Annotated in this window: 24 protein-coding genes; 18 read left to right on the top strand and 6 right to left on the bottom strand. The window is 49.0% G+C overall.

Annotation, left to right across the window (positions count from 1 at the left end; genetic code table 11):
• Positions 1–28 precede the first annotated feature (28 nt).
• Genes H3L93_RS09795 through H3L93_RS09785 form a run of 3 tightly spaced genes read left to right on the top strand, consistent with a single transcriptional unit; the run spans position 29 to position 2,148 of the window.
• Positions 29–673, top strand: coding sequence for a type IV secretion system protein (locus H3L93_RS09795; RefSeq protein WP_081446071.1), 645 nt, complete (start codon positions 29–31; stop codon positions 671–673).
• 47 nt (positions 674–720) lie between these two features.
• Complete coding sequence (locus tag H3L93_RS09790; RefSeq protein WP_003793588.1) at positions 721–1,698, top strand: TrbL/VirB6 family protein; 978 nt, start codon at positions 721–723, stop codon at positions 1,696–1,698.
• A gap of 39 nt (positions 1,699–1,737) precedes the next feature.
• Positions 1,738–2,148 (top strand): hypothetical protein, encoded by a 411-nt coding sequence (locus H3L93_RS09785; RefSeq protein WP_003793590.1) that lies wholly within the window; start codon positions 1,738–1,740, stop codon positions 2,146–2,148.
• Here H3L93_RS09785 and H3L93_RS09780 read toward each other — a convergent pair.
• Positions 2,131–2,322, bottom strand: a complete 192-nt coding sequence (locus H3L93_RS09780; protein WP_003793592.1) for a hypothetical protein — start codon at positions 2,320–2,322, stop codon at positions 2,131–2,133. The two genes, H3L93_RS09785 and H3L93_RS09780, sit on opposite strands and share 18 nt — an antisense overlap.
• 57 nt (positions 2,323–2,379) lie before the next feature.
• On the opposite strand from H3L93_RS09780, the gene H3L93_RS09775 reads away from it, so the two are divergent.
• From H3L93_RS09775 to H3L93_RS09720, 12 genes are all read left to right on the top strand, one after another.
• A complete protein-coding gene (locus H3L93_RS09775) occupies positions 2,380–3,084 on the top strand; it encodes a VirB8 family type IV secretion system protein (protein WP_003793594.1) in 705 nt (234 codons plus the stop codon).
• Positions 3,081–3,971 carry a TrbG/VirB9 family P-type conjugative transfer protein gene (locus tag H3L93_RS09770; RefSeq protein ID WP_003793596.1) on the top strand — a complete coding sequence of 297 codons (891 nt, stop codon included), beginning with the start codon at positions 3,081–3,083 and terminating at the stop codon, positions 3,969–3,971. The genes H3L93_RS09775 and H3L93_RS09770 overlap by 4 nt, the downstream gene beginning before the upstream one ends.
• A gap of 23 nt (positions 3,972–3,994) precedes the next feature.
• Positions 3,995–5,347: a type IV secretion system protein VirB10 gene (gene virB10 / locus H3L93_RS09765; protein ID WP_003793598.1), complete on the top strand. Its 1,353-nt coding sequence runs from the start codon at positions 3,995–3,997 to the stop codon at positions 5,345–5,347.
• Between the two features lie 64 nt (positions 5,348–5,411).
• Positions 5,412–6,578 (top strand): ATPase, T2SS/T4P/T4SS family, encoded by a 1,167-nt coding sequence (locus H3L93_RS09760; protein WP_003793599.1) that lies wholly within the window; start codon positions 5,412–5,414, stop codon positions 6,576–6,578.
• Between the two features lie 74 nt (positions 6,579–6,652).
• The gene (locus H3L93_RS09755) at positions 6,653–7,180 is read left to right on the top strand and encodes a thermonuclease family protein (protein WP_003793602.1); all 528 of its coding nucleotides are present in this window, start codon (positions 6,653–6,655) and stop codon (positions 7,178–7,180) included.
• A gap of 81 nt (positions 7,181–7,261) precedes the next feature.
• Entirely contained in the window at positions 7,262–7,834 is a 573-nt protein-coding gene (locus tag H3L93_RS09750) for an HNH endonuclease (protein WP_003793604.1), read from the top strand.
• Between the two features lie 89 nt (positions 7,835–7,923).
• Entirely contained in the window at positions 7,924–8,352 is a 429-nt protein-coding gene (locus H3L93_RS09745) for a single-stranded DNA-binding protein (protein ID WP_003793606.1), read from the top strand.
• A 29-nt stretch (positions 8,353–8,381) separates the two neighbouring features.
• Positions 8,382–10,724 (top strand): type IV secretory system conjugative DNA transfer family protein, encoded by a 2,343-nt coding sequence (locus tag H3L93_RS09740; RefSeq protein ID WP_003793609.1) that lies wholly within the window; start codon positions 8,382–8,384, stop codon positions 10,722–10,724.
• An 86-nt stretch (positions 10,725–10,810) separates the two neighbouring features.
• Positions 10,811–15,145, top strand: coding sequence for a MuF-C-terminal domain-containing protein (locus H3L93_RS09735; protein WP_003793610.1), 4,335 nt, complete (start codon positions 10,811–10,813; stop codon positions 15,143–15,145).
• A gap of 82 nt (positions 15,146–15,227) precedes the next feature.
• Positions 15,228–15,755: a plasmid mobilization relaxosome protein MobC gene (gene mobC, locus H3L93_RS09730; RefSeq protein ID WP_040558065.1), complete on the top strand. Its 528-nt coding sequence runs from the start codon at positions 15,228–15,230 to the stop codon at positions 15,753–15,755.
• A 75-nt stretch (positions 15,756–15,830) separates the two neighbouring features.
• Positions 15,831–16,928 carry a relaxase/mobilization nuclease domain-containing protein gene (locus tag H3L93_RS09725; RefSeq protein WP_003793615.1) on the top strand — a complete coding sequence of 366 codons (1,098 nt, stop codon included), beginning with the start codon at positions 15,831–15,833 and terminating at the stop codon, positions 16,926–16,928.
• A 490-nt stretch (positions 16,929–17,418) separates the two neighbouring features.
• Positions 17,419–17,832, top strand: coding sequence for a hypothetical protein (locus H3L93_RS09720; protein WP_003793618.1), 414 nt, complete (start codon positions 17,419–17,421; stop codon positions 17,830–17,832).
• A gap of 207 nt (positions 17,833–18,039) precedes the next feature.
• On the opposite strand, the gene H3L93_RS09715 is transcribed toward H3L93_RS09720, so the two are convergent.
• The 3 genes from H3L93_RS09715 to H3L93_RS09705 all read right to left on the bottom strand — a co-directional run bounded on the left by H3L93_RS09715 (position 18,040) and on the right by H3L93_RS09705 (position 20,926).
• On the bottom strand, positions 18,040–18,795 hold the full coding sequence (locus tag H3L93_RS09715) for a hypothetical protein (protein ID WP_003793622.1): 756 nt from the start codon (positions 18,793–18,795) through the stop codon (positions 18,040–18,042).
• Between the two features lie 996 nt (positions 18,796–19,791).
• Entirely contained in the window at positions 19,792–20,604 is an 813-nt protein-coding gene (locus tag H3L93_RS09710) for a hypothetical protein (RefSeq protein ID WP_003793630.1), read from the bottom strand.
• Positions 20,605–20,725: 121 nt separating this feature from the next.
• Positions 20,726–20,926, bottom strand: coding sequence for a transcriptional regulator (locus tag H3L93_RS09705; protein WP_003793632.1), 201 nt, complete (start codon positions 20,924–20,926; stop codon positions 20,726–20,728).
• Between the two features lie 125 nt (positions 20,927–21,051).
• On the opposite strand from H3L93_RS09705, the gene H3L93_RS09700 reads away from it, so the two are divergent.
• The 3 genes from H3L93_RS09700 (at position 21,052) to H3L93_RS09690 (ending at position 22,561) form a co-directional block, all read left to right on the top strand.
• The gene (locus tag H3L93_RS09700; RefSeq protein ID WP_003793634.1) at positions 21,052–21,648 is read left to right on the top strand and encodes a helix-turn-helix domain-containing protein; all 597 of its coding nucleotides are present in this window, start codon (positions 21,052–21,054) and stop codon (positions 21,646–21,648) included.
• A 117-nt stretch (positions 21,649–21,765) separates the two neighbouring features.
• Complete coding sequence (locus H3L93_RS09695) at positions 21,766–22,053, top strand: type II toxin-antitoxin system TacA family antitoxin (RefSeq protein ID WP_003793636.1); 288 nt, start codon at positions 21,766–21,768, stop codon at positions 22,051–22,053.
• Positions 22,043–22,561 carry a GNAT family N-acetyltransferase gene (locus H3L93_RS09690; protein ID WP_003793638.1) on the top strand — a complete coding sequence of 173 codons (519 nt, stop codon included), beginning with the start codon at positions 22,043–22,045 and terminating at the stop codon, positions 22,559–22,561. Before H3L93_RS09695 ends, H3L93_RS09690 begins: the two co-directional genes overlap by 11 nt.
• Before the next feature lie 61 nt (positions 22,562–22,622).
• On the opposite strand, the gene H3L93_RS09685 is transcribed toward H3L93_RS09690, so the two are convergent.
• Both H3L93_RS09685 and H3L93_RS09680 read right to left on the bottom strand, forming a co-directional pair.
• A complete protein-coding gene (locus H3L93_RS09685) occupies positions 22,623–22,988 on the bottom strand; it encodes a type II TA system antitoxin MqsA family protein (RefSeq protein WP_246313970.1) in 366 nt (121 codons plus the stop codon).
• Between the two features lie 38 nt (positions 22,989–23,026).
• On the bottom strand, positions 23,027–23,326 hold the full coding sequence (locus tag H3L93_RS09680; protein ID WP_003793643.1) for a type II toxin-antitoxin system MqsR family toxin: 300 nt from the start codon (positions 23,324–23,326) through the stop codon (positions 23,027–23,029).
• Positions 23,327–23,915: the final 589 nt, after the last annotated feature.

Raw genomic sequence — 23,915 nt, 5'->3', positions numbered from 1 at the left:
CATCTGCGGCATTTTTTGGAGTATTACCATGAAACCAAACTTAATCCGTAAAACCCTTTGCGCCGCTTTGATTTCAGGCTGCCTGATGAGCGGCAGCGCATGGGCAGGCGGCATTCCTACCACCGATATTCCCGTGTTGACGCAAGCCCTTCAACAGGTAGAGCACGGCAGACAGCAAGTTGAAAAACTGGCTGAATCCATCAAGCAACTTAAAAATCAAGTTAAAGCCCTTACCAGCCAAAACAACTATGGCGGCATCAAAGCCCAAGTTAAAGATGCGTTTGATGGCGAATGGAAAGAGTTTTATTCAGATTTTGCCAAGCAAGACCTCAAAAACCTCACTTCTGCCAAGAGTTACGACCCCAATAATTTCAAAAAAACCATGGAGCAGCAGTTTGAGATGATGAGCAAAGCGGCGAAAGACTCTAAAAACCGCCTTGATAATCTTGAAAGAATGATAGGCGAAGTGAATAAAACCAAAGATGCCAAAGCAGCCGCAGATTTGGCGAACCGCATTGCGATTGAAAACGGCATCATCGCGCAAAACCAAGCCAACGTAACCAATATGTTGAAGATGGTAGAAATGCAAAAAGAAGCGCAACGCGAGCAGGCGCGCAATGCGATGCACTGCGGCATTGCCAAACAAGCAGGTGTGGACGCGCACGGCTGCTAAAAATACAGCCCCGTGCAAACGGGGCTTTTCTGCAAGAAAGGCAACCCATGGTTTCTTCTGTTTTTCAAGATTTAACTGATACCTTTGTGGTGAAATTTGGCACCGAGTTGTTTAACAATGTCGGTACGTTCATTTCCAATGTTTCCCCTTTGTTTGCATCAGGTTTTTGCTTGTACATTGTCATTATCGCGCTAGACGCATACAACAGGGGATTAGATGAAAACGTTGTGGATTTGAGTAAGCGCATGATGGGTTGGTTAATCATTATCGCCTTTGCCTTTAATGCGTCTCAATATAACTCGCTCGCCCAAATTATCTACAATATGCCTGAAACCCTGTCCCAAGCCTTTGGTAAAAGTGTGGATATAAAAATGTTTGATAGTGCCGCTCTCGCCATGGATGTGATTGGTGCGCAATTAAACCTGGCACGCATGGATTTAGATATAACGGATGCGGGCAATATCCTAGCCTTATGGGCTATTGAGGGCTGGTTGCGTTTTTGCACCAACGTTTTGCTTTCAGTCGTATTTGCTTATTGGGTGATTGCCAAAATTGTATTGGCACTCAATTTGATGGTCGGTCCGATGTTTATCGGTGCGATGCTGTTTCCCGGCACGCGGCAATATGGCATGAACTGGATTGGCCAATGCCTAAACAGCATTCTAACCATAGGCTTGTTGTCCGTTTTAGCGGGCATTGAAATCCAAACATTCAAAGAACACATAGACAATGCCAAAATGGCCATCACACAGGCAAGCAATATGGAAGCAATCGGTGTGGCTTTGGGCTTAATCATTCTCTTTACGGCGATGACGATTTTGTTTGTCTTGGCCGCATGGAAAGTTCCAGCGATGGCAACCGCATTAACAGGCGACGCAAGCCTAGAAGGTGCAGGGGCGGGCTTACCGGGTTTGGCGGGTCGCCAAGCGGCCGGTGCGGCAAAATCCTCTATGAGAATGGCAGGTAAAGGTGCTGCCGGTGTGTGGAGACGATTGCGGGGGCGTGGCGGTTCAATAAAAGGCTAAATCGGTTAAAATGACACATCATCAATCAAGGAGCGCAACATGGATTTAGGAAGACTGGTTAGAGATTCAGAAGGAAATTTGGCGTTTTGGTGGTGCTGGATTGTATTGATTGCTGCCTTCGCCTTATCGTGGGGAACGACTTATTTTGTTTCGGAATATCTGCGCTATCATGTGCTTAATCGTTGGATTGACCATCCGGCCGATGTTGCTTTCGCGGCTTTTTTGCTTTCGGCTACGATTGTTCAATTTATTACAGGCTTGTTGATTACCGCCTATTTTACCGAAGGCTTGAATATGGAATTTCATCCCTTCCATGACACCTTGGAAAATGTGGGCGGCTTTTTCTTGTGCCATATTATTTTTTGGTGGTTTGCATGGCCGGTTACATTATTGATGATGATGCTTATTGCCACCGTTACCTTTTTGATGGCGTTATTTAGTCGCCGATAGAGTGCTTCCGTTTGTTTTAAACCCAACGCCTTGTTTCACCACAAGGCGTTTTATTTTTGAAAGAAAAATTATGCCCAAACGTTTCAAATATTGTTTTGCTGCCCTTGCGGCGGTTTTTTGGTTATCTGCCTGTTCCCATAACCCGCCCAAACCGTATGGCACGCCTTTTCCCATTAACGTGCCTGCTTCTCAATCCGCATCTCATTCAACCTCAACCGCAGAATAATCATCATGAGCCAAACTTCTCCTTCCAACACTCAAACCAAATTTAAAACGCCGCTCAAATTCATTGAAGCGGCGCGTATTTTTGAATCATCCGAAATCGAGCGCGTGCGCAAAAACGCCAAGATTGCTTGGCGTATCTGCGGTGTGTGTTTGCTGATTACAGGCATCGCCGTAGGCGCGGTGGCGGGTTTGACGCCGCTTAAAACCGTTGTGCCCTTTTTGGTGCGCGTGGACAACAACACAGGCGCAACCGATATTGTAACCATGATTAAAAATCAGCAGCAAAGCTATGGCGAAGTCATTGATAAAGCCAACTTATCGGCGTATGTGAAATACCGTGAAGGCTATGATTGGTATTCGGTACAAGATACGTTTGATGCAACGGCATTGATGTCGGATGGTGCATTGCAAACCGAGTTGGTTCGGCTCTACAAAGACAGCCCCAACGCGCCACATAAAGTTTTAGCCGACAAATTCCGCATCAACATCAAAATTCTATCCATTAGTTTCATTGGCAAAACCGCGCAAGTGCGTTATGAAAAAACCATGATTCCGCTCACGGCCGATAAGCAAGTGATTGAACCACAACGCTACGTTGCCACCATCACCTACGAATACCGCGATGAGGCGCTATCAGACGAAGCCCGCCTAATCAACCCATTGGGTTTTACAGTAACCAGTTGGCGCACCGATAAGGAGACCGTGCAATGATGCCCACCATTCATTTCAGGCTGCCTGAAAACGAACGTAGTGAGTTTCGGGGTAACCAAAACGAGCGCAGCGCGTTTCGGCGTAGCCAAAATGCACCACACACATTTCAACCCATCATCCGCCGCTTAACCCTAGCGGCTTTTTTGTTGCCCACGCTTGCCTTTGCCGACCCGCGCATCCGCACCGAGGATTATTCCAATCAAAAGGTTTATCCGATTTACGCGCAAGTGGGACGCGCGGCGATGGTGCAACTGGCTGATGGCGAGTTTTTAGATACGCAATCCTCGCTAACAGGCATGGGTGACGCACTGGCTTGGAAATTGGCGGTGCGTGGCAACAACATCATTTTCAAGCCCGTGGAGGAAAAACCCGTTACCAACCTGATTGTGGTTTCCAACAAACGTACCTACGCCTTTGATTTGAAGCTGGCCAGCAATAAGCAACCGCCTACCTACATTTTGCGCTTTCGTTACCCCGAAGAGATTCGCCAAGCGCGTGCCGCCAAAGCCGCCAAACGCCATGCTGCCGAGCAAGCCTTGCAACAATCAGGGGGCGTTCAAGCGATGGGTGATAACCGCAATTACTGGGGTTATGGCGACAAAACCCTTGCGCCTACCACCATGTGGGACAACGGACGCTTTACTTATTTCCGCTTTAACAACGGGCGCACCTTGCCTGTGATTTACCGCATCAATGCAGACGGCAGCGAAAGCCTGACCGATAGCCATACCGAAGGCGATACCATCGTGGTGCATGAAACCGCTGCCAAATTTATCTTGCGTTCGGGTAAATCGGTGCTCGGCATTGAAAACCGCAGCTACAACGCCACGGGCACGTTCAACCGCCACGGTACAGACGATGGCGAAAGCGTGCGGCTCGTGAAATAGCCAATACAGAAAGGAATACCCCGATGGGATTATTGAACCGTTTCCGCAAAAAACAAAGTGATGGTGATTTCAGGCAGCCTGAAATCGCCGTTCAACCGGCCGACCAACCCACCATGCACGACAAAGTGGGCGACATCAATATTGAAGGCGGTGTTGCCGATGTAGAAAGCATGGGCGGCAAAAGTTCCAGCCCGCAAAAAATGATATTGGGCGGCGTCGCCTTGTTGGGCACAGGTTTGGCGATTGCCTTTATGATGATGTGGGTAAACCGCACTCCGACCGAACCGCCCGCTGAGGAGAAAAAGCCCGAAGTAAGCAATGACCGACAATACGATTTTGCTGCTGAACAAGCTAAAATCAAACGCGAGTTAGATGCGCAACAAGAAGCCGAAGTTGAAGCATCCGCGCCCGAAGGCATCACGCCAGACGTAGCCAGCACGCCAAGCGTGGCATACGTCCAAGCGGAAACCGTTGCCGCCTCCGAACCGCCACCCAAAGACCGCCGTTTGCTGGGCGAAATATTGGTGGGCAACGATGGTGGCACAGGCAGCATAGGCACAGAAAGCGCAACGAATGATGCCGCCGCCCAAGCCAAACTGCTTGCCGGCAACAACAGTGAAGGCATCCCGCCCATCAGCGAAAGCGAAATGAGCGGTTTGCAAAGCGACGACAGTAACCCGGCATCCAGCGGTAACCGTTTCGCTGCTCAACTTAATCCGACTCAAACCGCCGGTGTTCGCGCCATGCGCCGAGCCAACAGCGATTATCTCCTTGCCAAAGGCACAAACATTCCTTGTACGTTGCAAACGCGGATTGTTACCACCCAAGCAGGTTTTACCCGTTGCATTGTCAATAAGGACGTGTATTCCGCCAACGGCAAAGTGCTGTTGCTGGAACGCGGCAGCAAAATCACCGGCGAGCAAACCGCTGCATTGTTGCAAGGGCAGGCTCGTATTTTTGCCCTATGGAACGAAGTGGAAACGCCTTACGGTGTGCGAGTGAATCTTGCCAGCCCCTCGGCAGGACAACTGGGCGAAGCAGGCATCGGCGCAAACGTGAAATACCACTTTTGGCAACGCTTCGGCGGCGCAATCATGATTAGCCTGATTGGCGACTTGGGCAACTATGCCGGCAATCGCAAGAACAGTAATGGCAACGGTCAAACCTTCAATTTTGACAACACCTCACAATCGGCACAGGACATGGCAACCGAAGCCCTGAAAAACAGCATCAACATCCCGCCCACGGGCTATGTGAACCAAGGCAGCTTCATCAACATCATTGTGGCGCGCGATGTGGACTTTGGCGGCGTGTATGAGCGCGTCAATCCGCATCTGCTTACATTGGATGCAGGAGATGCCAAGATTCGCCAGTAACGCAAAGGCAGACTGAAACAGCGGGTTCCGCTTTCAGGCTGCCTAATTTTTTTTGGAAAAACCCATGCAATCCACCCTAACCAAACCTCTTATCCAATCCGATGCTGCCGCCCGCAATTTTCTGGACAATCTCGGTATCAGCGAACTGCTCGCCCGCGACGGTTTGACCGAAATCATGATTAACCGTCCGCATGAATTATTCATCGAAGGCAGCTTCGGTGTGGAGCGTATAGAAAACCCTAACCTCAGCCTAGACCAGCTTCACCAGTTGGCTAACGCGCTAGCCAACTTCAACAGCAAGCATATTAACGCCGCCAACCCTATCCACTCCGTAACCCTCCCCGACGGCGAGCGCGGACACATCATGTTCCCACCAAGCTGCGAAGACAAAACCGCCGTATTCGCCATTCGCAAACCTTCCACCAGCCGATTCAGCCTAGGCGATTACATTAAAACCAATCGCCTACAAGCCTTCGTGGACTATTCCGAACACGGCAAAGCAGAAGATTTCAGGCAGCATCAAAAGCAGCCTGAAAACCCCGCCGAAGCCGCCTCCGAAACCACCCAAGAAGCCCTACACCAAAACAGCCACCACTTCGCCGACATCGCCGACCAAATGAAGCTGCCACACGACGTGCCCTTGGCCGACTGGCAGTACCAAATGCTCGAAGCCAAAGCCAACCGCGACTTAAACACCTTTTTTCAAATCGCTATCGACCGCAAACTCAACATCTGCATGGTAGGCGGCACCGGTTCGGGCAAAACCACGTTTACCAAATCGCTAGTGGATTTAATCCCCAGCGATACCCGCCTAATTACCATTGAAGACACCCACGAGCTAGACACGCCTAACCACCCCAATCATGCCCATTTGTTCTACAAAGAACATATTACGGCCAAGCAAATCATCGCTGCCTGTATGCGCTTAAAACCCGACCGCATCCTGCTGACCGAGCTGCGCGGCGACGAAGCGTGGGATTATCTCTCCGCGCTCAACACCGGCCACCCCGGCGGTCTTACTTCCGTCCACGCCAACGATGCGCGCAGCGTGCATTACCGCATCGCCCAGCTCGCCATGGAATCCGCCGCAGGTAAATCCATGCCGTATGAGTACATTCTCAACACCGTGCGCGCCACGATTGACGTGGTGTGTTTCTTCAAACATACCTACATGACCGAATTGTATTATGACCCAGTGGCGACGTATTACGCGCTGCGTGGGCGGGTGTAGGGAATACAACAAGGCAGCCTGAAAACCATTTTTTGCGTTTCAGGCTGCCTTTACTAAACCAAAGAATTATCACCATGCTCAACCCACTCAAACATAAACCCACGCTAGCCATCCTAACCACCCTCGCCAGCGCAGCCCTTGCTTATGCCACTAGCCACCGCCCATCATTTGCCAACAGCACCCCAACCACCGCTCAACCCACCACCTGTCGCGTGGTAGGCATTGCCGATGGCGATACGCTCACTTGTCTCACCGCCGCCAAGCAACCAATTAAAGTCCGCCTCCATGCGATTGATGCCCCCGAAAAGCAACAATCCTTTGGGCAGCAGGCGAAAAAGCATCTATCCGATTTGGTGTACAACCAAACCGTTACCCTCAATATCACGGATACCGACCGCTACGGGCGCACCGTTGCCGATATTCAACTGGGCAGCCTGAACGTCAATCAGCAGATGGTGAAAGACGGCTTTGCATGGGCATATCGCCGTTATGGTGGTACACAGTACGCACAAGAAGAAAAGAATGCACGCGCAGCTAAATTAGGATTGTGGCGCGATGCGAATCCGATTGAGCCGAGCCAGTGGCGCAGAATGAATAAATAACGCCATTCCACACCCTTCAAACTACAAGGCAGCCTGAAACCCATTCCACCGTTTCAGGCTGCCTTTTTCGCAGGACACCCCATGACCATTATCACCCTCAAAGACCGAGACGACACCGCCAACACGCTGATTAGCTTGCAAACATGGCGACGCACCGCCAAAGAATGCAATCAGCCCGCACTCTATGACGCATTGAGCGAAGCCATCGCCACCATCAAAGCCCTAGATAAAGCCCTCAAAGACACAGGCAAAGCCCACTTTGAAACCTTTACCCGCAATGCAGCCGATGCCGCATTTAGCGACTACATCCGCGCCCGCGCCAACTATCAATGCGAACATTGCGGCACAAGCTACACCGCACAATCTACGGGTTTGCAGTGTAGCCATCATTTTAGCCGTCGCCATTGGGCAATTCGTTTTCATCCCGACAACGCCGCCGCCCTTTGCCACCATTGCCATAACTTTTGGTACAGCAAAGACGTGCCCGAAGCTGCCCGTTGGTTGGAAAGCAAAATTAGGCGTGAAGCCATTGATGCACTGATTGAACTGAAAAACCAACCGCAAACCAAACCCACTGCCAGCGAGCTGGATGCGATTGCCGTGCATTGGCGTAAAGAGACCGAAAAGCTGCTGGCAAATAATAAGGCAGCCTGAAACTCTACCCACCGTTTCAGGCTGTCTTTCTTCATCTCTATACAACTACCTACACCCCATTTTCATCCACTCCCCGAAAGGACACCCCCATGCCCTACGACAACACCTTCCACCTTATTGGTTACCTTGGGCAAGACCCCAAAATCGGCTTTTTTCAAGACGGCACCGCCCACGCCAAATTATCCGTTTCCTGCCAAGACAAACGTAAAGATAAAAACGGCAACCCCATTGAACACACAGAATGGTTTGCTGTGAAGCTGGTTGGGCAGCCTGCTCAATTTGCTGCTTCATTTCTCAAACAAGGCGATTGTGTGGAAATATGGGGCAGCGTTTGGTCTTATGAATACATCAACACGCAAACAGGCGAAGTGAAACGTGGTTATGAAGTGAAAGGCAAAAGCATCAAAACCATAGAAAGTAAAAATAAAGCCAAAAAGAATGAGAACGCCTCAACGCAGCCTGAAAACCCGCCACCCGCCGATGATGATATTGACGAAACCATGCACCAATACCTCTAACCGCTCCACTTATTTTCAGGCTGCCTACCATGTCCGAACCTTCCAAAAAGCCCCTAGTGATACTGGGCATTATTCTCACGCCGCCCGCTGCCTTGGGCGGTTTGTTTTTGGGCGCCATGCTGTTTACTCGTTGGCAAGCGTTAAAAACACCCGCCAGCCTAGGCGTATTGCCCCGCTATTTTGCCCACACCCATCAAATGTCGCCCACCATGCACACCGCGTTTATCGCATCATGTGCCTTGGCAGGCATTATCACGCTTGCGCCCGCGCTGATGATACTGGTTGCCACGTTCATGAAACCCAAACGCGAGTTACACGGCTCGGCGCGATTTGCCAACCGTGCCGAAATATTCCAGGCAGGTTTGCTGAACAAACCCAAGATTGGAAAGCCTGCCGATAAGAGAAACCAAAAACAAACCGACCAAGCCGAATATCCCGCATTGCTATTGGGCAAATACAAAGGGCAATTATTGCGCTGGATGGACAACGGATTTGTGTTGGTTGCCGCCCGTACCCGCGCAGGTAAAGGCGTATCCATTATTGTGCCCAACTGCCTCAACTACCGCGACAGCATGGTGGTTTACGACCCTAAATTTGAAAACTTCCTGCTCACCGCAGGCTTTCGTGCCCAAGCAGGGCAAAAAGTGTTCCTGTTCAATCCGGGCGGTTTAATGCCCGGCATCAGCAAAGCCGCGTTTGAAGAGCGCGATGAGCACGGCAATATCGTGAGCGATGCCGACCATGTTGCCCAACTGGCGCAACAAGCCGAAAAATTAAGCCAAAACATTTGCAGCCACCGCTGGAATCCGTTTACCTACATTTCACGCAATCCGCTGTTTACCTACCGCGATTTATCCAATATGGCCGCCATTATGTATCCCATGGACGGCGGTGGTAAAAACGGCAATGCCTTTTGGATAGAAAGCGCGCGCAAACTGTTTGTGGGTTTGTCGCTTTACATGATTGAAACCGAAGCCGAACGCCCCACACGCGATGCGGATTACAAACAGCGCAGTTCACTAGGCTATCTCTACCGTTTAGCCACCCAAACCCATAGCGTATCCCACTCGTCCAACCAACAAGAAAGTGATAGCAATGAGGAAACCAGCAACAATCTACAAGCATGGCTCAAATCTGAACTGGATTACCGCGCCCAGTCCGAAGCGCCATTAAGCGATGCCTGCCATACCCTGCTAGCCGATTTTGCCAACGGCAATGCCAAAACCAACGCCGACATCATCTCGACGTTTACGCAGCCTTTGGGCATCTTTTTAGACCCAATTGTGGAAGCCGTAACCTCTGACGATGATTTCCGTTTGGACGACATCCGCCGCTGCCGCATGACCGTCTACCTTGGCATCAAACCCACCGAAACAGGCACGTTTGCCCGCTTAACCAACCTATTTTTCAGCCAGTTAATCAACGTGAACGTAGAACAAGGGCTGCCTGAAAACAACCTCAACCCTGCAACAGGCAAAACCACGCTGCCCCATCAATGCCTTTTGCTGATGGATGAGTTCACCGCGTTGGGCAACGTGCCCGCTATTATGGATGGCGTGTCGTATGTGGCAGGCTATGGGCTGCGGCTGATGATAATCGTGCAATCGCCCGCGCAAATTGAAGCCGTTTACGGGCGCGAAAACGCCCGTACGTTTTTTACCAACTTCGCCTGCCGCGTGATGTTTACCCCGCGCGACCAAACCGAAGCCAAGGAATACAGCGAGATTTTGGGCAACGAAACCGTGAAAGCCAAATCCAAAAGCCGCAGTACAGGCAGAGGCACGAGCCACAGCCAAAGCATCAGCGAGCAAAAACGCGCCTTGATGTACGACACGGAAATCAAGCAAATGCCGATGGATAAGTGCATTTTGGATATGGCCGCCATGCCCCCGATTTATGCCGACAAAATCCGCTATTACGATGACCCGCTATTCAAAGAGCGTGCCAAAATTCCACCGCCCACTATCCCAATCGTGGAGCCCACTTTGAGCAAAGTGCGTTATGTCGTCCCCAAGAAGGAGAAAAAAGCCAAACCACTCAAACAGCATGAAATTCAGATTGAAACAGCAAACAATAAAGACCCGTTTGCCCAACACCTAGTCAATGAACTTGCCTTAGGCATGAGCCAAAACCTTGCCGATTTCCCCAATGTGGACGGCAATGAAAAACTCGGTCAGTTTGCCACTGGTATCCAAAACCTGTGGCGGCTTGACGATATGCCAACGTGCATGAGCGTGCTGGCAAGCGGCATGAAGAATCCATCCCAAAGCCTGGAAGCTATGATTGATGCCATTCCCGCCAGTTCCGCTGATGACGATGACGAGTGGGAAGCGCAGGATTATTCGCAAGATGATGATTGGCAAAGCGGGTAAACATCACACATAAAAGGCAGCCTGAAACGCATCACAACGTTTCAGGCTGCCTTTTTCCCCATTCCCATCCGACAAAGGAGCCTCCCATGCCTACCGACTACGCCCCACCCACTTATGACGAAGTGCGCACCGCCTTATCCTACATCCCCACCCCGTCCAGTTATGCCGACTGGTATCCGATGGCATACGCCATCAAAGACGCACTCGGCGAAAACGGCAAAGACTTATGGCACGACTGGTCAAGACAAGGCGACAACTACAAGGCTAGTGTTGCCGAAGCCACTTGGAAATCCGCCAAGTCTAAAGCAGGCGGCATCACCGTTGCCACGTTGTTTAAGCAAGCTCGCGACAACGGTTACCGCCCCGAAAAGCCCTACGTCGCCCCCAACCCGGAGCAGCGCGCCCTAATCGCCCGGGAACGCGCCACGCAAGACGAAATTTGGGCGGCGTATAACCATGTGCGCCATCAATCCGCCGCCCGACTGGCGCATGCCATTTGGCGCAATGCCAAAGCCCTCACCGCTGCCGATTTGGCGCATCCCTATCTGCAAAGCAAAGGCATCCAAGAAGTAACCGCCGTGGCAGGCATCCGCATCAATCGTTACAAAGGGCAGAACAAACTGGTCATCCCGATTTACTCGCGCAACGGGCAAACAGGCAACACCGAGCTGGTCAATCTGCAACAGATTGAAGAAAGCGGACAAAAACGCTTTTTGGCAGGCGGACAAAAAAGCGGCGGCTACGCCATCCTCAATGGCACGCACGCCGATATGGCACAAGGTTTTTACCTCGCCGAAGGTTACGCCACCGCCGCCAGCGTCCACTTGGCAACGGGCAAGCCCGTGGTGATTGCTTTTGACGCGGGCAATCTGCCCGTCGTTGCCGCCCGCATCATCGAGCGCGGCAATCTGCCCGCCGACACCCCTATTTACCTTGCCGCTGACAACGACCGCGCGAGCCAAAAAGGTTTAACCAAAGCCGCCGAAGCCGCTGCCATATTGGGCGGGCGCGCCCAAATCAGGCTGCCCGAATTTGATGCCCGCGACATCACCGTATGGCAACAACGGCACGGACAATTGGACGCAGACGGCAAAGAAAAGTTCCCCAGCGACTTTAACGACTTGGCGGAAATTCGCGGCATGGATGCCGTCAAAGAGGCACTCGGCACACCCTTGTCGGCAGAGCGCACTGCCCAAGTCGCCGCCATGCAGCCTGAAATTGCCCGTCAAATCGAGCACATACAAAACAAAGCCCCCGAAAGCCCGCAGGAAAGCCCCGAAACCCTGCCGCCGGACGAAGCGGGATTACGCTTTCGCGCGGAATATGTACTGGAAAAATTTGGCGGTGAGCGCAACGAGAAACACCGCAATGCGCTGATTGCCGAGTTGGCGCAACGCGGGGTAGATATTCGCGGCGCGGTGAACGGTATTCTTGAGGAACGCAAGGCAGCCCCGCAACCGCAGTCTGAAACGGCAAAGCCATCACCGGCGAGCGAGAACACTCCCTTCACGCAAGCAGTAGATAACGTGGTGGCGGGCAAAGTCCCCGCAGGCTACATCCAGCTGGGCACAACGCCTGATGTATTGCAAATGCTGGGCGTGCCGCAAGGCAAAGTACGCATTGCAGGCGGCACGATTGAAAAAGCCGTCGCCGATTACCTCAACCGCCAAAACGCCTACGACAAAAACCGCCATGCGGTAAATCCCGATGACTTAAAGCTGTTGCCCGGCGAAATGAACGACCCGATAGCGGTATTCAAATCCGCCACCCAAAGCAATTCATTTGTGGTCTTAACCCGGTTGCATGAACGCGAAAACGGTAAAGAAAAACCCGTCATTGCGGCAGTGCATTTAAGTCAAGGCAAAGGCAAACACGGGGCAGATTTGATTGATGTGGTGAGCGTGTACGGCAGAAGCGATACGCAGCTGGAACGCGCGTTTCAAGATGATTTGCTGTATGCAAACAAAAAGAAAGTTCAGGAATTTTTGACTACCCATCCGCTTCAATTGCATTGGGATATTACGTCTGAGACTGAACTTTCTTACCACCATATTAAAACAGAAAGCGATTTGGCGCAATGGCAAAATGCCCATAGGCAGCCTGAAAATCCATTGCCAAGTCAAAATTTAACCCAACCTAAAAAGGAAGCCCAAATGGCACAATCCCCCACCCCCGAAGACATCCAACGCCACGCCCAAAACGTTGCCCAAATCGCCGATGCCGCCGAGCGCGAAGCCATGATGAGCGAAATGGCAGAACAAGGTATTTATGTGCGCGGCGCAGTAAACAAGATTTTGGCTGAACGTGCGGCAGAAATGCCACAGCAGCCTGAAAATGAACATGGTGAGTTTCCGCAAAGCCAAAGTGGGCAGCCTGAAAATGCTGCCTCTCCCACCTTTGCTGACGAACTATCCGCCCTTAACCTACCTTCCGATTTTTCTTTTGAATACCAAACCCTGCCCAACGGGCGAGAAATAGCTCGCATTCATTTGGCAGGCTATGGCGGAGAAATAATGGTGGACAAAATTGAAGCAGACAAAGGCGGCGGTTATATCGCATCGTTTGACAAAGTATTGGATGGCAAGCCTATCCATTTAGACAATCTATCCACTCTGATGCGCGAAATGACCTTCCAAATGCGCCAAGCAGCGGAACATGAACACAAACTGCATCAAGAGCCAACCGCCGTGCAGCCGCAAAGGCAGCCTGAAACAGCCCAACCACCCGAACCATCCCAACCCACAGCCGCCGATAACGCGGCTGTTGCTGTTTCTGAGCCATCGGAAACGCAAGTTGTTGGGCAGCCTGAAAACACACAAGGCGAACCATTGCCAAGTTCAAACCAACAGGACACCAATATGACCCCATCCGAAGCCCCGGCATTCGAAGCTCAAACAGTAGAAAACAGCATTGAGTTCGGCGGCATCACGCAAGAACAGACTCAAAGTCCAACGCAATCCACCGAAGCCCAACCCCAGCTTGAAACCATTTCCGCCGCCGAAGTGCAAGAGAACCTACGGCGTGCCAAGGAAAAAGAGCGGATTGAGTCGGCACAGCAATTTACCCAAGAAGCCGCCGTTGGTGCAGCAATAGGCATAGCTGCAGATACTGCGTTAGACGCTGCCATTCCAGGTAGTAGCATGGCAAAAACTGCCGCTAGCGTTGCCGCAGGCTTTGCGGGTGATGCCGCTGCCGAACGTGTTTTACAGCAAAATTCAATGCAAAAACCCGAGCGTGATGCTGAAAACACAGAAAAGCAGCCTGAAATCAGCAAGCCCCAGCCTATTCTTGACCACCATTACAGCGTGCCTAGCAACATTCAATCACGCTACATTCAAACCAACAGCGGATTGTTGGGGCATTTGAATTATTCAGACATCAACAGCCATAACACCGTTGTGTTTCAAGACAAAGGCAACAAACTTTCCACGCCCAAAAACGATGCGCAAACCATCAGCGATATGTTGGACGTTGCCCAAGCCAAAAACTGGGGCAGCATCAAAATCTCGGGCGGCGCAGAATTTAAACAGCAAATGTGGTTAGAAGCTAATTTGCGCGGCATTGCCACCTCTGGCTACAAACCCAGCAAAGAAGATTTAGCATTACTGGCCAACCAGCGCGAAAACCGCAGTCGCAACAGCATTGAGCATCAACCCCTAGCCCCCGAGCCAAACAAACCCGCGCGAGAAACCCCAAGTAAAGAATTGGGCGCGCGCCTCGTTGCCCATGGCAAAGACCATTACAACCATAATCCCGACAAAGGCATGAGTTATTTCGTCTTGCTGGAAAAAGATGACAAACAATGGGAACGCTGGGGCATGGATTTAGAACGTGCTATGAAAGAAAGCGGTGCGCAAGTGGGCGACAAGGTGGAATTGATAGACAAAGGCAAAGATGGCAAACGCAATTCGTTTGAAATCCAAATCATCGAGCGAACGGCATCGCCCGACTTCACCCCGCTGCGCTCCGAAGCCGACAAGCAGGTTACGCAAGCGCAAACGACCGAGCAGAAATTGCACGCCACCCAAATCCAAGAACAGGTTACGGCTGGCGCAGCAAAAGCAGAGCAGCCTAGCGCAGAACAGCGCACGGCATCGGAAACCGTATCGCCAGACAAAACCAATGGTTTGATGAATGACTATCACAAAAAGCTCAACCGTTTGTCCAAAGACGATATGGCGATGATGCGTAAGGTTGAAGTTGCGTATTTGCAAATATTGGAAAAAATGCCGCACAAAACCCCTGATGAGCGTGAATTTATGCGCCGTAGTGTTTACCAAACATTGTCTAACATGATTCAAGGCAACAGAATCAACCTGCCCACGCTTGAACCCTCACAACAGCAGCAAACACAGCAACAAACATTAGCTGCCAAAGGCAAGCAAAAAGGCAAAGACAACGGCATGAGCATGAGTGATTAAGCGAGAGGCAGCCTGAAAAATAGCTTTCAGGCTGCCTTTTGATGTTATTTAATTGTTTTCAATATGTTAAAAGGATGTGATGATGAGTAACTACATCAAAGTTTATGGTTTATCCCAAGAAACTTGCGCCCACCTTGCCGCCTTATCCAAACAGCGATACGGCAAAACCAACATCTCTCTACTTGCTCGTGATTTACTGCTCGCAGAACTTGCTAAACAATCCCCTACTGCCGAACCACCCACACACTCCACGACCACCGAAGCCAAAACACGATTAGAACTCAAACTGCCACCCCATATCGCCGAGTACATCCATACCGCCGCGCAACAAGGCAAAATGTCGCCCAACCGTCGCGCACTCTACATTTTGGCAGAATACATAGAACAACACCCCATACTCACGGATAACGAAATTACCGCGCTCTATCAATCCAACGTTCAACTTGGCACAATCGGGCGCAACATTAACCAAATCGCACGCCACTTAAACACAGGCGAGGGCGCATCGCTTACACAACGCCAACTTGCCGAGCTTGAACAAATCATTACCGAACACGTTAAACGTGTTGGCATCATCATTCAAGAACACCGCACGCGCCAAGAAAACTAATTTTCCTCCTGTAAGGCAGCCTGAAAACCATAAACAGCGTTTTCAGGCTGCTTTTTTTGCATCCGAAAGATACCCATGAAAAACCTAGATGACTGGTTTCTCCAATACCGCACCCATGCCGTACACGGCAAACAAAAGAAAATACGCAGCGGCACATCGCACAAACCACTCAAAAACCACACCGCTCTAACCAATCTCCAAGCTGCCGCCCGCAAGCACCCCGAAGTGATGGTTAAAATCCCCAAACGCCACAGCCAAAACTCCAAAGGCATGAAAGGCATCCGTAACCATTTGGACTACATTTCACGCAACGGTGAAGTCGTTTTAGAAAACCAAAATGGTGAGCAAATTCAAAGCAAAAAAGCCGTGCGACAACACTTGGAAAATTGGCAAAACCGTTTTGGCATTGCTGACGACACCGCGCACAGAGAAGCATTAAACATTGTCCTATCCATGCCCGCAGGCACGCCGCCCCAAGCCGTGTTAAATGCCGCCCGAGAATTTGCCGCTGAACAATTTTCCAACCATGAATACGTCTTCGCGCTTCACCATGAATCCGACCGTGAAGGCGAGCCACCCCATCCCCATGTCCATCTAGCGGTGCTGATGCGCGACAATCTAGGGCAACGCATCAATCCACGCAAAAACGACCTATTTGAATGGCGCGTTCGTTTCGCCGAAAAGTTACGCGACGAAGGCGTGCAATGCGCTGCCACCCGCCGCCAGCATCGCGGCAAAAGCATCAAAGGAGAAAACGGCATTGTCCGCGCTATTGATGAGCGATTAGCCCCCGCGCGGCAAACATCACGCATCACCGCTGAGCAACAAGGCAGCCTAAAAACCGCCCTAGAAACCCAACAACGCCCGCACAATCCTTACCAAACACGCAGCCAAGAAACAAGGAGCGCACTACTCAAACGCTATCAATCGCTGGCCAAGCAACTCTACTTGAACGGTATGAAAACCGAAGCGCGAGACATCGCCAAACTTGCCCAGCAAGTCGCCCAAGCAGGATACGATACCCGGGCGCAAAAAATGTATGACCAAATCCGTGCGCAACTGGAACAGCAACGCAAGCAAACCATGGCGCAGCAACAACCTAAACAACAAAATACCACCACCCAACCCAAGCGCAAGAAAACCCAAACACGCGATGACGGAATGGAGCGGTAACTTATTTCAATGCGAAAGCAGCTTGAAACAGATGAGCAATCTTAATCGATTGACCATTTGTTTCAGGCTGCTTTTTTGTCGTTTCAAAAAAATAGTCGCTTGCGGCGTTTTCGCCTTTGGGCGAAATCTCAAAATAGGTACTGTTTTGTCGGCGGTAGCCTATCCTGCGTTCATAGTTTTATAGGGTTTGTTGTGTTTGATATGAGTGTTTTGAAAAAAAGAAACGCGCGATGTTTTAGATATTATCCTGATTTTTTTAGATGTAAATAGATTTTAATAGTTTTAAAGTAGTTGTATTAACGATTTATTGATGATAAATTAACGATTTAATACTTTTAAAACTAGATTTTAATTTAACTATTATTTTATAAATCTATTGCTATCTATGGTTATCTAACGATTAACAAAAGATGGTTGTGGATTGATTGCCGTAACGTTACTTGTTATAATTAGATAAGTATGGATTTATGTAGATTGAATTGGATTTACTATGGATAAAAAAATCACCCTAGAAGCCTTTATGGCACAACAGCCAAGCCATGCCAAAGTATCAAAGTTAGAGCCTTGGCGGGAAGATATTTTGACCTTGAAAAATAACGGTTATACGCAAAAACAAATCTTGGAATACCTTGATTTAAATGGAATAAAAGTGAGCCAAACCACCTTAAACTCTTTCATTAAAGTTCGGCAACGCGAGCAACAAACCGCAGCTACAACAAAACGAGCCGATGCCCAAGAAAATGCAAGAGTAAAGAATAAGAAACAAAATAAAGAAAATCAAATAGATAGACAAGAATCCAACGAGCAATCTATATCCCGACAATCTGCACTCCAACAAGCAGACCGACCAGGTATTCGCCGCTGGCCAACCGCTGATGAGGTTGATTTGAGTAAGCTGTATTGAAACGTTACAAAACCCTGTTACGAAACTCCAATAAATTGTTTTACAACAATTTTATGATTTTCGTAACAGGGTTTCATAACGCGCCAAACAGAGGTTTCGTAACAACTTTTTCAGGTTTCACCACGACATCCCACACAAAAAAAGCCCAAACACGGCAGAGTAGAGCTGCGGTGTTTGGGCTTTTTTACGCCTGTGCGGTTTGAAATTTCAGGCTGCCATTCTCGCGCGGTATGCTGCTTGACGTTCCGCCGCGCTGGCATATTTCTTGGGTCTGCCACCTTTGCGTGCGGCGGGCGGTTTGGGTGTTTCAGGCTGCTGTTGGCTACGGTTTGGCAAAATTGGCAAAACTTCGGTGTATTCCGCCTCAATCACATCATCGTTTTCAGACTGCCTAAATAAGGTTGGGGGAATGCGCCGATTGGAGCGGATAGGCGACTGCCAACGGGCATTGTAAGCAAAGGCAGGGATTGGGCTAGGGAAAGGGCGAGTAGTGCGTCTGTGGCGTTGTGGGCGCGCGTATGGGCGTATGGGTGTTTGTTCACGGTGTGCGGCATCTGCATCATCGCTCGCTTCGTATTTATCCGCTTCATCATCGTAAGCATCTGCCGCAAAATTGTTGGCAGTAATATCTATTCCCCTGCCCGTGCCGCCAAAGAATATCTGCATCGGCGGACGCGGCTCGTTTGGCTCGTTCGGTTCGGCTGCGGGCAACTGCGCCATCATTTCGCGCTCAATCAGGTAATCCTGAAACGGCGCGCCTAATCTGCTGACTAGACGCGGCACGAGCCGATTGCCCAGTTCGCGCAAAAACTCATTCTCGTATTCCAGTTCCATACATTCCTGTTGCCAGTATCGCGCTTCTTGGCGCGATTGGTCTTTTTGCACATTACGGATGCCGAAATACAGCAATCCGCCCATACTGCTTAATGCGATGATGGCGGGTAGTAAGTCCATGGTGTTCATGCTATGCCCTCCACTCTGCTGTGATGAAATATGGGATTTTGTGGGGTTGCGTAACGGTTTCGTAACACGCTGGATAGGGTGGGGCGAAAAAACAGGGGTTTCGTAACGGGTTTTGTAACGAATTTTGTGGTTTCATCACGCGGTTTCGTAACGCGCAAAATGGGTTTTGTAACAGGTTTCGTAACAGATTTTTCAGTTTCGTAACAGGGTTTCGTAACAAGATGCGCGATAGAGCCGCGCGAATGATGTGGGCAAGATGAGCCCAAAGAGATGAGATTCATGGCGAATGCCTTTCACAATGTTTAAAAGAAATGCCCACTATGTTTCCACGCATAGGGGCAGGCTTTGGGGCAAGGTTGGAAAACGGTACATTGTGAAACCGTCAGGCTTTCGCCTCCTTGCTCCTGCCTGCCATAGGCAGGGTAACAATGTTTGCCAGCTTCCAAAACTGGGTTGTAAAAACTGATTGGATTGTAGCAAAGGATGGCGCAGCCTGAAAGCCATATCCACTTTTCAGGCTGCCTTCGTGTTGCCTTACAACCAAAAAAGAAAATCCTCCCACACCCGAAAGGGCAGCCGCGCGCTGCCTAGAATATCTGTAAAGTCTTTTCTGCCTGTGTTCTCTGTTTCATTAGAGTGTTAGGCTTTTTTGTGCAATGTACTTTGTCTTTGATGCGCAATGTTCTTTGTTCAAAATGAGCAAAGTGATGTTTTATCAATATTATTTTGAGCCATTTTAACCTTGTGCGCTCGATATTTCAGGCTGCCTGATGGCAAAACGACGGCATTAAGGCAGCCTGAAAGCCATTTAATCGGGCAAAATAAATGCCGTGCTACCCTTTTTTCATGGCGAAAGCAATTTTTCAGGCTGCTTTACAGGCGAGCGGGTGAAAAAAAGCCCGTTTTCGTGCGTTAAAACAACGAAAACGGGTTAAAGGTGAGGTAAGGGCAAGATTTCAAACACGGCAAAAGCGGCAGGGCGATTATCCTACCGTTTTACCAAGATTTTTTGCCTTTGGCGATTTCCATCAACCGCTGCGCATGGGTCTTGCCTTTGGCTTTTTCCTCCGTGCTGCGGATTTCAGGCTGTTTATCGGGCTTGTCGGGCGGTTTGGCTGCTTGGCGCGCATTATGTTTGGCAAGAGCGGCTTTGGCGGCTGCGCTGCCATCATCGCCCATTTTGTGATGCGGGCTGCTATCGGTGGGGTCAAAGAAACCAAACCAGCCGTGGTCAATGGATTTTTTCATAATCAGCACAATATCCAAACCGCGCTGGTGAAACTCGGTGAGCTTGGCAACAAAGGCTTGTTTCTCCTTGCGGCTGCATGACTTGCCTTTTTTCTTGAACAACACCGCGTGATACTCATCCCACAAATCGGCGGGGATAAAATCGGGCAGGGGATAATTGTCCTTGCGCTCAGACGGCACAACCAGCTTGCGCCCTTTCATTTTGGCAATCAATTCAGCCAGCCTGAAAATATTGAGTTTCCACGCCAGTTTGCCATGCACCTTGCGCTCGCGGTGGCATTCCACAATGCCCATTTCTTTCAAATCAGCGCGCGCTTGTTCGTAATTGCGGCGAGAAAAGCCTAAGTTCGCCGCTAAATCCTTGGCGGTAAGGCGTATCCAACCATCACGCTCAACTTGTTCGCTTTCAGGCTGCCCGCTCGCCCAATCCGTCCACCGGTGCAACAACGAGAGCAAATCGCGGGCGTAGTGTTTTTTGCCGAGCAACGCTTGATAGTCGTCATACACAATGCGGAACGACTGTTCAAGGTTTTGCGTGAGCAGGTTAAAGGGCATATCCATCAGCGCCCCCCCTTTAAGCGTGCTACACTCGTACCCGTTGCGAATACGCAGCGAAACGCGCCCGCAGGGTGGCTGGGGCGGTGAAGGGGGGTGTGGTGGTTGGGGTAGGGGGTGGGCATGATTACTCAAACAAATCAGGGCGCAAGTCTTGACGTGTTACAACAGAATTAGTTAGTTTTTCTATCTTGATAGCAGTTTCGGCTGGAATTTTGTTTCTGCCACGAGCCCAGCTATTAACTGTTGTTGGGTGCACACCTAACTCTTTGGCTAATGAGGCTTGACTACCAATAACATTGGCGGCTAATAAAATCGCATCTTGCATCACTTGAATCTCGGAGAGTTTGCTAAAAATGTTTCAAGTATATTTTGAATATACAAACAAGTCAATGATACGGATGCGACAATAAGCTGTGCTGCTAGATAAAATCAGCCATTTAAGGGTTTACTATGCAATACAACTTGGCGCAATGGGTTGCTAATGCAAGAAAACAGGCTAATTTAACGCAAGAGGAGCTGGCGGAAGCGATTGGATTTTCAGGAAAAGGCAGCGTTTCAGCCATTGAGAATGGTAGAAATAAACCTACATTTGACATCATGGTAAAGATTTCAGAAGTTTGTAATTATCCATTGCCGTATCAAAATCAAGTCATCAATAATAATGCGACACATATTCAGGTTGGCGGAAATAATTTTGGCGAAGTATCGTATTCAAATATTACTGAAAATAATCATGCGTTTATAAATTTAGACAACATTACACAGCAAGATTTTATTAAACCATTTATTGTAAAAGTGCCAAATAACGATTTGCATAGTGAAGGTATTTTTAAAGATGATATGCTAACCATTAACCCAAATATCACAGCAAATCATGGAAACTTTGTTTTGGTTCTATCTACTTATGGGCGTGGTTTAATTGCTAAGTTGTTTATTGATTTGAAAAACCAGTACGCCTTAAAGCACAATGAAAGCAATCCCGAGTTGATGCCAGACGACGCGCGAATCATTGGTGTTGTTACAGACCTTAATCGCAAGTTTGGCTAAAAATATGAATAAGGCAGCCTGAAAACATTTTCAGGCTGCCTTTTCATTTGACAATATCAAGTTGTAATCTTAAACTTATTGTGTGCCATTTTGGCACATTTTAAAAGGAATGAGACCATGATGACTTCAACTGCTCCGCGTATTACTGCGCGGATTGATGTGCAAACACAAGATTTATTAAAAGAAGCTGCCCAGTTGGCAGGAATTTCCAGCATCAATTCGTTTGTTTTGCAGGCAGCTTTAAAAGAAGCGAAAGCGATTATTGCGCAGGAGCAAACCATTCAATTAAGCCAAGAAGCCAGCTTGCGTTTAATGGACGCGCTAAATAATCCCCCAGAGCCTAATCCAAAACTACGCCAACTGTTTCAAACCAATTTTGACGAAGTGAACGTGTATGAACGATAACCCAGCCGTGGTGGTTTTAAATAAGGGCGTTGAGCCATTAAATGAAACGCACAACCGAAAGGGTTTTGATTGTGGCGTGCCAGCATTAAATGATTTTTTGCAAAAGTTTGCTGGGCAGAAATCCAATAGAAATCAGGCGCAGACTTATGTTTTATCGGCTGATGACAATGAAACCATTATTGGCTATTTCACGCTTACCATGACGCGGTTTAATTGGCATGAGATAGTGGGCAAGAAAAGTAAAACGGTAGATACGGCTGCGCTGATTGCCCGTTTGGCAGTAGATAAGCGATTTACCGGACAGGGCGTAGGATTGTTTTTGTTGCGTACTGCTTTGGAAAAATTGATTATTGCCAATGATATTTTGGGCGTTCCGATTATTGTTGTAGATGCCAAAGATGGCGTTTCAGCATTTTATGAGACGGTTGGATTTCAATTTTTAGAACAGGGCAGTAGCAGGCTATTTATTACAATGGAAACCATTTTGAATAGCCAAAAGATTAAATAAACAAGGAATTAAGGCAGCCTGAAAACAGGATTTTGTTTTCAGGCTGCCTTTCTATGAATAATTAGTTCCGCAACTGCTCTAAAAGGCTAGGATTGCTATCCAGCATTTTAAACATCATAACCAACAATTTTGGTGGGGCTGCTTTACCTGTTTCGTAGCGAGAAAAAGCATTTACGCCACCGCCAAACAGTTCGCCCGCTTCGCGTTGGCTTAAATTAAGTTTGGCGCGAACATTGCGGATAAAGCTGGGGCTAGCGATTTCATTGTTTACTTGTTTATGAAATTCGCCCATTAAATTCATCATTCGGCGGCTTTCATCAGGCGCGGTTAGCGATTCGCCACACGCAGGGCAAAAATCCGCTTCTACTTGGGGAATAATGGTTGTTTTCCCTTTGTAGGTATAAGGAATATCGCGCACATCGTGCACTAATTCTGCTGCGCCACACACGGGACATTTCATCATAATTAACGCTCCTTGAATGAAACTATTAAAACATCGTCTATTACGGTTAGCTTGATATACAAATCGCCGTAGGGCTCAACGGTTGGGCGATATACATCTTGCCAAATTGTATGGTCTGCATGAGTGGTCATGCTTTTATAGAAGTCTGAACGGTTTAGGTTGCTCACGATATTTTGCATTTCGTCATAATCAATGCCTAAAAGCTCCGCACCAACCAGTGCTACACGGGTTGCGCGGACTTTTTCTTCTGCCAACAAGGCTTTTACTCTTTCTAGGCTGCAATGCGGCGTTCTTTTTTCCATGATGCTCTCAATTAACCAATTAGGTTAATTTTAACCTAAAAGGTTATTTTGTGCAACCATCATTCCCATAAAAAGGCAGCTTGAAAACAGTACTCTTTGTTTTCAGGCTGCCTTTTTGTTGCTCTTGAAGAGCAAATGGCTTGCAATCTATGCCAAATCGGCAATAAAACGACAGATATGACAAAAATAATATTTATATAAATCAATACGATAAAATAAATATCGGCATGAAAATATATTTTTGATAGACTTTCCGATATATTTAAAATATACTTCGCACATCAAAGCAGTACCCCAGTTCTTTAACAATTCGGCAAACGTATCAACCACCCGATGCTTGGTCTTTATCAAGATTGGCGCGTTCCTTTCGTCTTTTTGCGCGGCTTCTTTTTGTGGCTCGGCAGAAATTTTTTCGCTATGAAACGCGGCTAATCTTGTGTGGCTTATCGGTGAAATGCGTATCAAAGGTTGCAGGCGGCATCCAATCCGCCTTAATCAGAATGCCGTGCATACGGGTAGCGCGAGTGCGTCCGTGGACAGGCGGCAGTTGGACGTATCTTGTAATCGCGGCGTATCCGCGATGCGGGGC

The sequence above is a fragment of the Kingella oralis genome, assembly GCF_014054985.1.
In the GTDB taxonomy this organism is placed as follows: Bacteria; Pseudomonadota; Gammaproteobacteria; order Burkholderiales; family Neisseriaceae; genus Kingella_B; species Kingella_B oralis.
This window is presented reverse-complemented; position numbering and strand designations above follow the sequence as displayed.

What these genes read in the sequence shown, in the direction of transcription:
- H3L93_RS09795 (WP_081446071.1), top strand. Translation starts at nt 29, where the DNA reads ATGAAACCAAACTTAATCCGTAAAACCCTTTGCGCCGCTTTGATTTCA.
- H3L93_RS09790 (WP_003793588.1), top strand. Translation starts at nt 721, where the DNA reads ATGGTTTCTTCTGTTTTTCAAGATTTAACTGATACCTTTGTGGTGAAA.
- H3L93_RS09785 (WP_003793590.1), top strand. Translation starts at nt 1,738, where the DNA reads ATGGATTTAGGAAGACTGGTTAGAGATTCAGAAGGAAATTTGGCGTTT.
- H3L93_RS09780 (WP_003793592.1), bottom strand. Translation starts at nt 2,322, where the DNA reads ATGGGAAAAGGCGTGCCATACGGTTTGGGCGGGTTATGGGAACAGGCA.
- H3L93_RS09775 (WP_003793594.1), top strand. Translation starts at nt 2,380, where the DNA reads ATGAGCCAAACTTCTCCTTCCAACACTCAAACCAAATTTAAAACGCCG.
- H3L93_RS09770 (WP_003793596.1), top strand. Translation starts at nt 3,081, where the DNA reads ATGATGCCCACCATTCATTTCAGGCTGCCTGAAAACGAACGTAGTGAG.
- virB10 (WP_003793598.1), top strand. Translation starts at nt 3,995, where the DNA reads ATGGGATTATTGAACCGTTTCCGCAAAAAACAAAGTGATGGTGATTTC.
- H3L93_RS09760 (WP_003793599.1), top strand. Translation starts at nt 5,412, where the DNA reads ATGCAATCCACCCTAACCAAACCTCTTATCCAATCCGATGCTGCCGCC.
- H3L93_RS09755 (WP_003793602.1), top strand. Translation starts at nt 6,653, where the DNA reads ATGCTCAACCCACTCAAACATAAACCCACGCTAGCCATCCTAACCACC.
- H3L93_RS09750 (WP_003793604.1), top strand. Translation starts at nt 7,262, where the DNA reads ATGACCATTATCACCCTCAAAGACCGAGACGACACCGCCAACACGCTG.
- H3L93_RS09745 (WP_003793606.1), top strand. Translation starts at nt 7,924, where the DNA reads ATGCCCTACGACAACACCTTCCACCTTATTGGTTACCTTGGGCAAGAC.
- H3L93_RS09740 (WP_003793609.1), top strand. Translation starts at nt 8,382, where the DNA reads ATGTCCGAACCTTCCAAAAAGCCCCTAGTGATACTGGGCATTATTCTC.
- H3L93_RS09735 (WP_003793610.1), top strand. Translation starts at nt 10,811, where the DNA reads ATGCCTACCGACTACGCCCCACCCACTTATGACGAAGTGCGCACCGCC.
- mobC (WP_040558065.1), top strand. Translation starts at nt 15,228, where the DNA reads ATGAGTAACTACATCAAAGTTTATGGTTTATCCCAAGAAACTTGCGCC.
- H3L93_RS09725 (WP_003793615.1), top strand. Translation starts at nt 15,831, where the DNA reads ATGAAAAACCTAGATGACTGGTTTCTCCAATACCGCACCCATGCCGTA.
- H3L93_RS09720 (WP_003793618.1), top strand. Translation starts at nt 17,419, where the DNA reads ATGGATAAAAAAATCACCCTAGAAGCCTTTATGGCACAACAGCCAAGC.
- H3L93_RS09715 (WP_003793622.1), bottom strand. Translation starts at nt 18,795, where the DNA reads ATGAACACCATGGACTTACTACCCGCCATCATCGCATTAAGCAGTATG.
- H3L93_RS09710 (WP_003793630.1), bottom strand. Translation starts at nt 20,604, where the DNA reads ATGGATATGCCCTTTAACCTGCTCACGCAAAACCTTGAACAGTCGTTC.
- H3L93_RS09705 (WP_003793632.1), bottom strand. Translation starts at nt 20,926, where the DNA reads ATGCAAGATGCGATTTTATTAGCCGCCAATGTTATTGGTAGTCAAGCC.
- H3L93_RS09700 (WP_003793634.1), top strand. Translation starts at nt 21,052, where the DNA reads ATGCAATACAACTTGGCGCAATGGGTTGCTAATGCAAGAAAACAGGCT.
- H3L93_RS09695 (WP_003793636.1), top strand. Translation starts at nt 21,766, where the DNA reads ATGATGACTTCAACTGCTCCGCGTATTACTGCGCGGATTGATGTGCAA.
- H3L93_RS09690 (WP_003793638.1), top strand. Translation starts at nt 22,043, where the DNA reads ATGAACGATAACCCAGCCGTGGTGGTTTTAAATAAGGGCGTTGAGCCA.
- H3L93_RS09680 (WP_003793643.1), bottom strand. Translation starts at nt 23,326, where the DNA reads ATGGAAAAAAGAACGCCGCATTGCAGCCTAGAAAGAGTAAAAGCCTTG.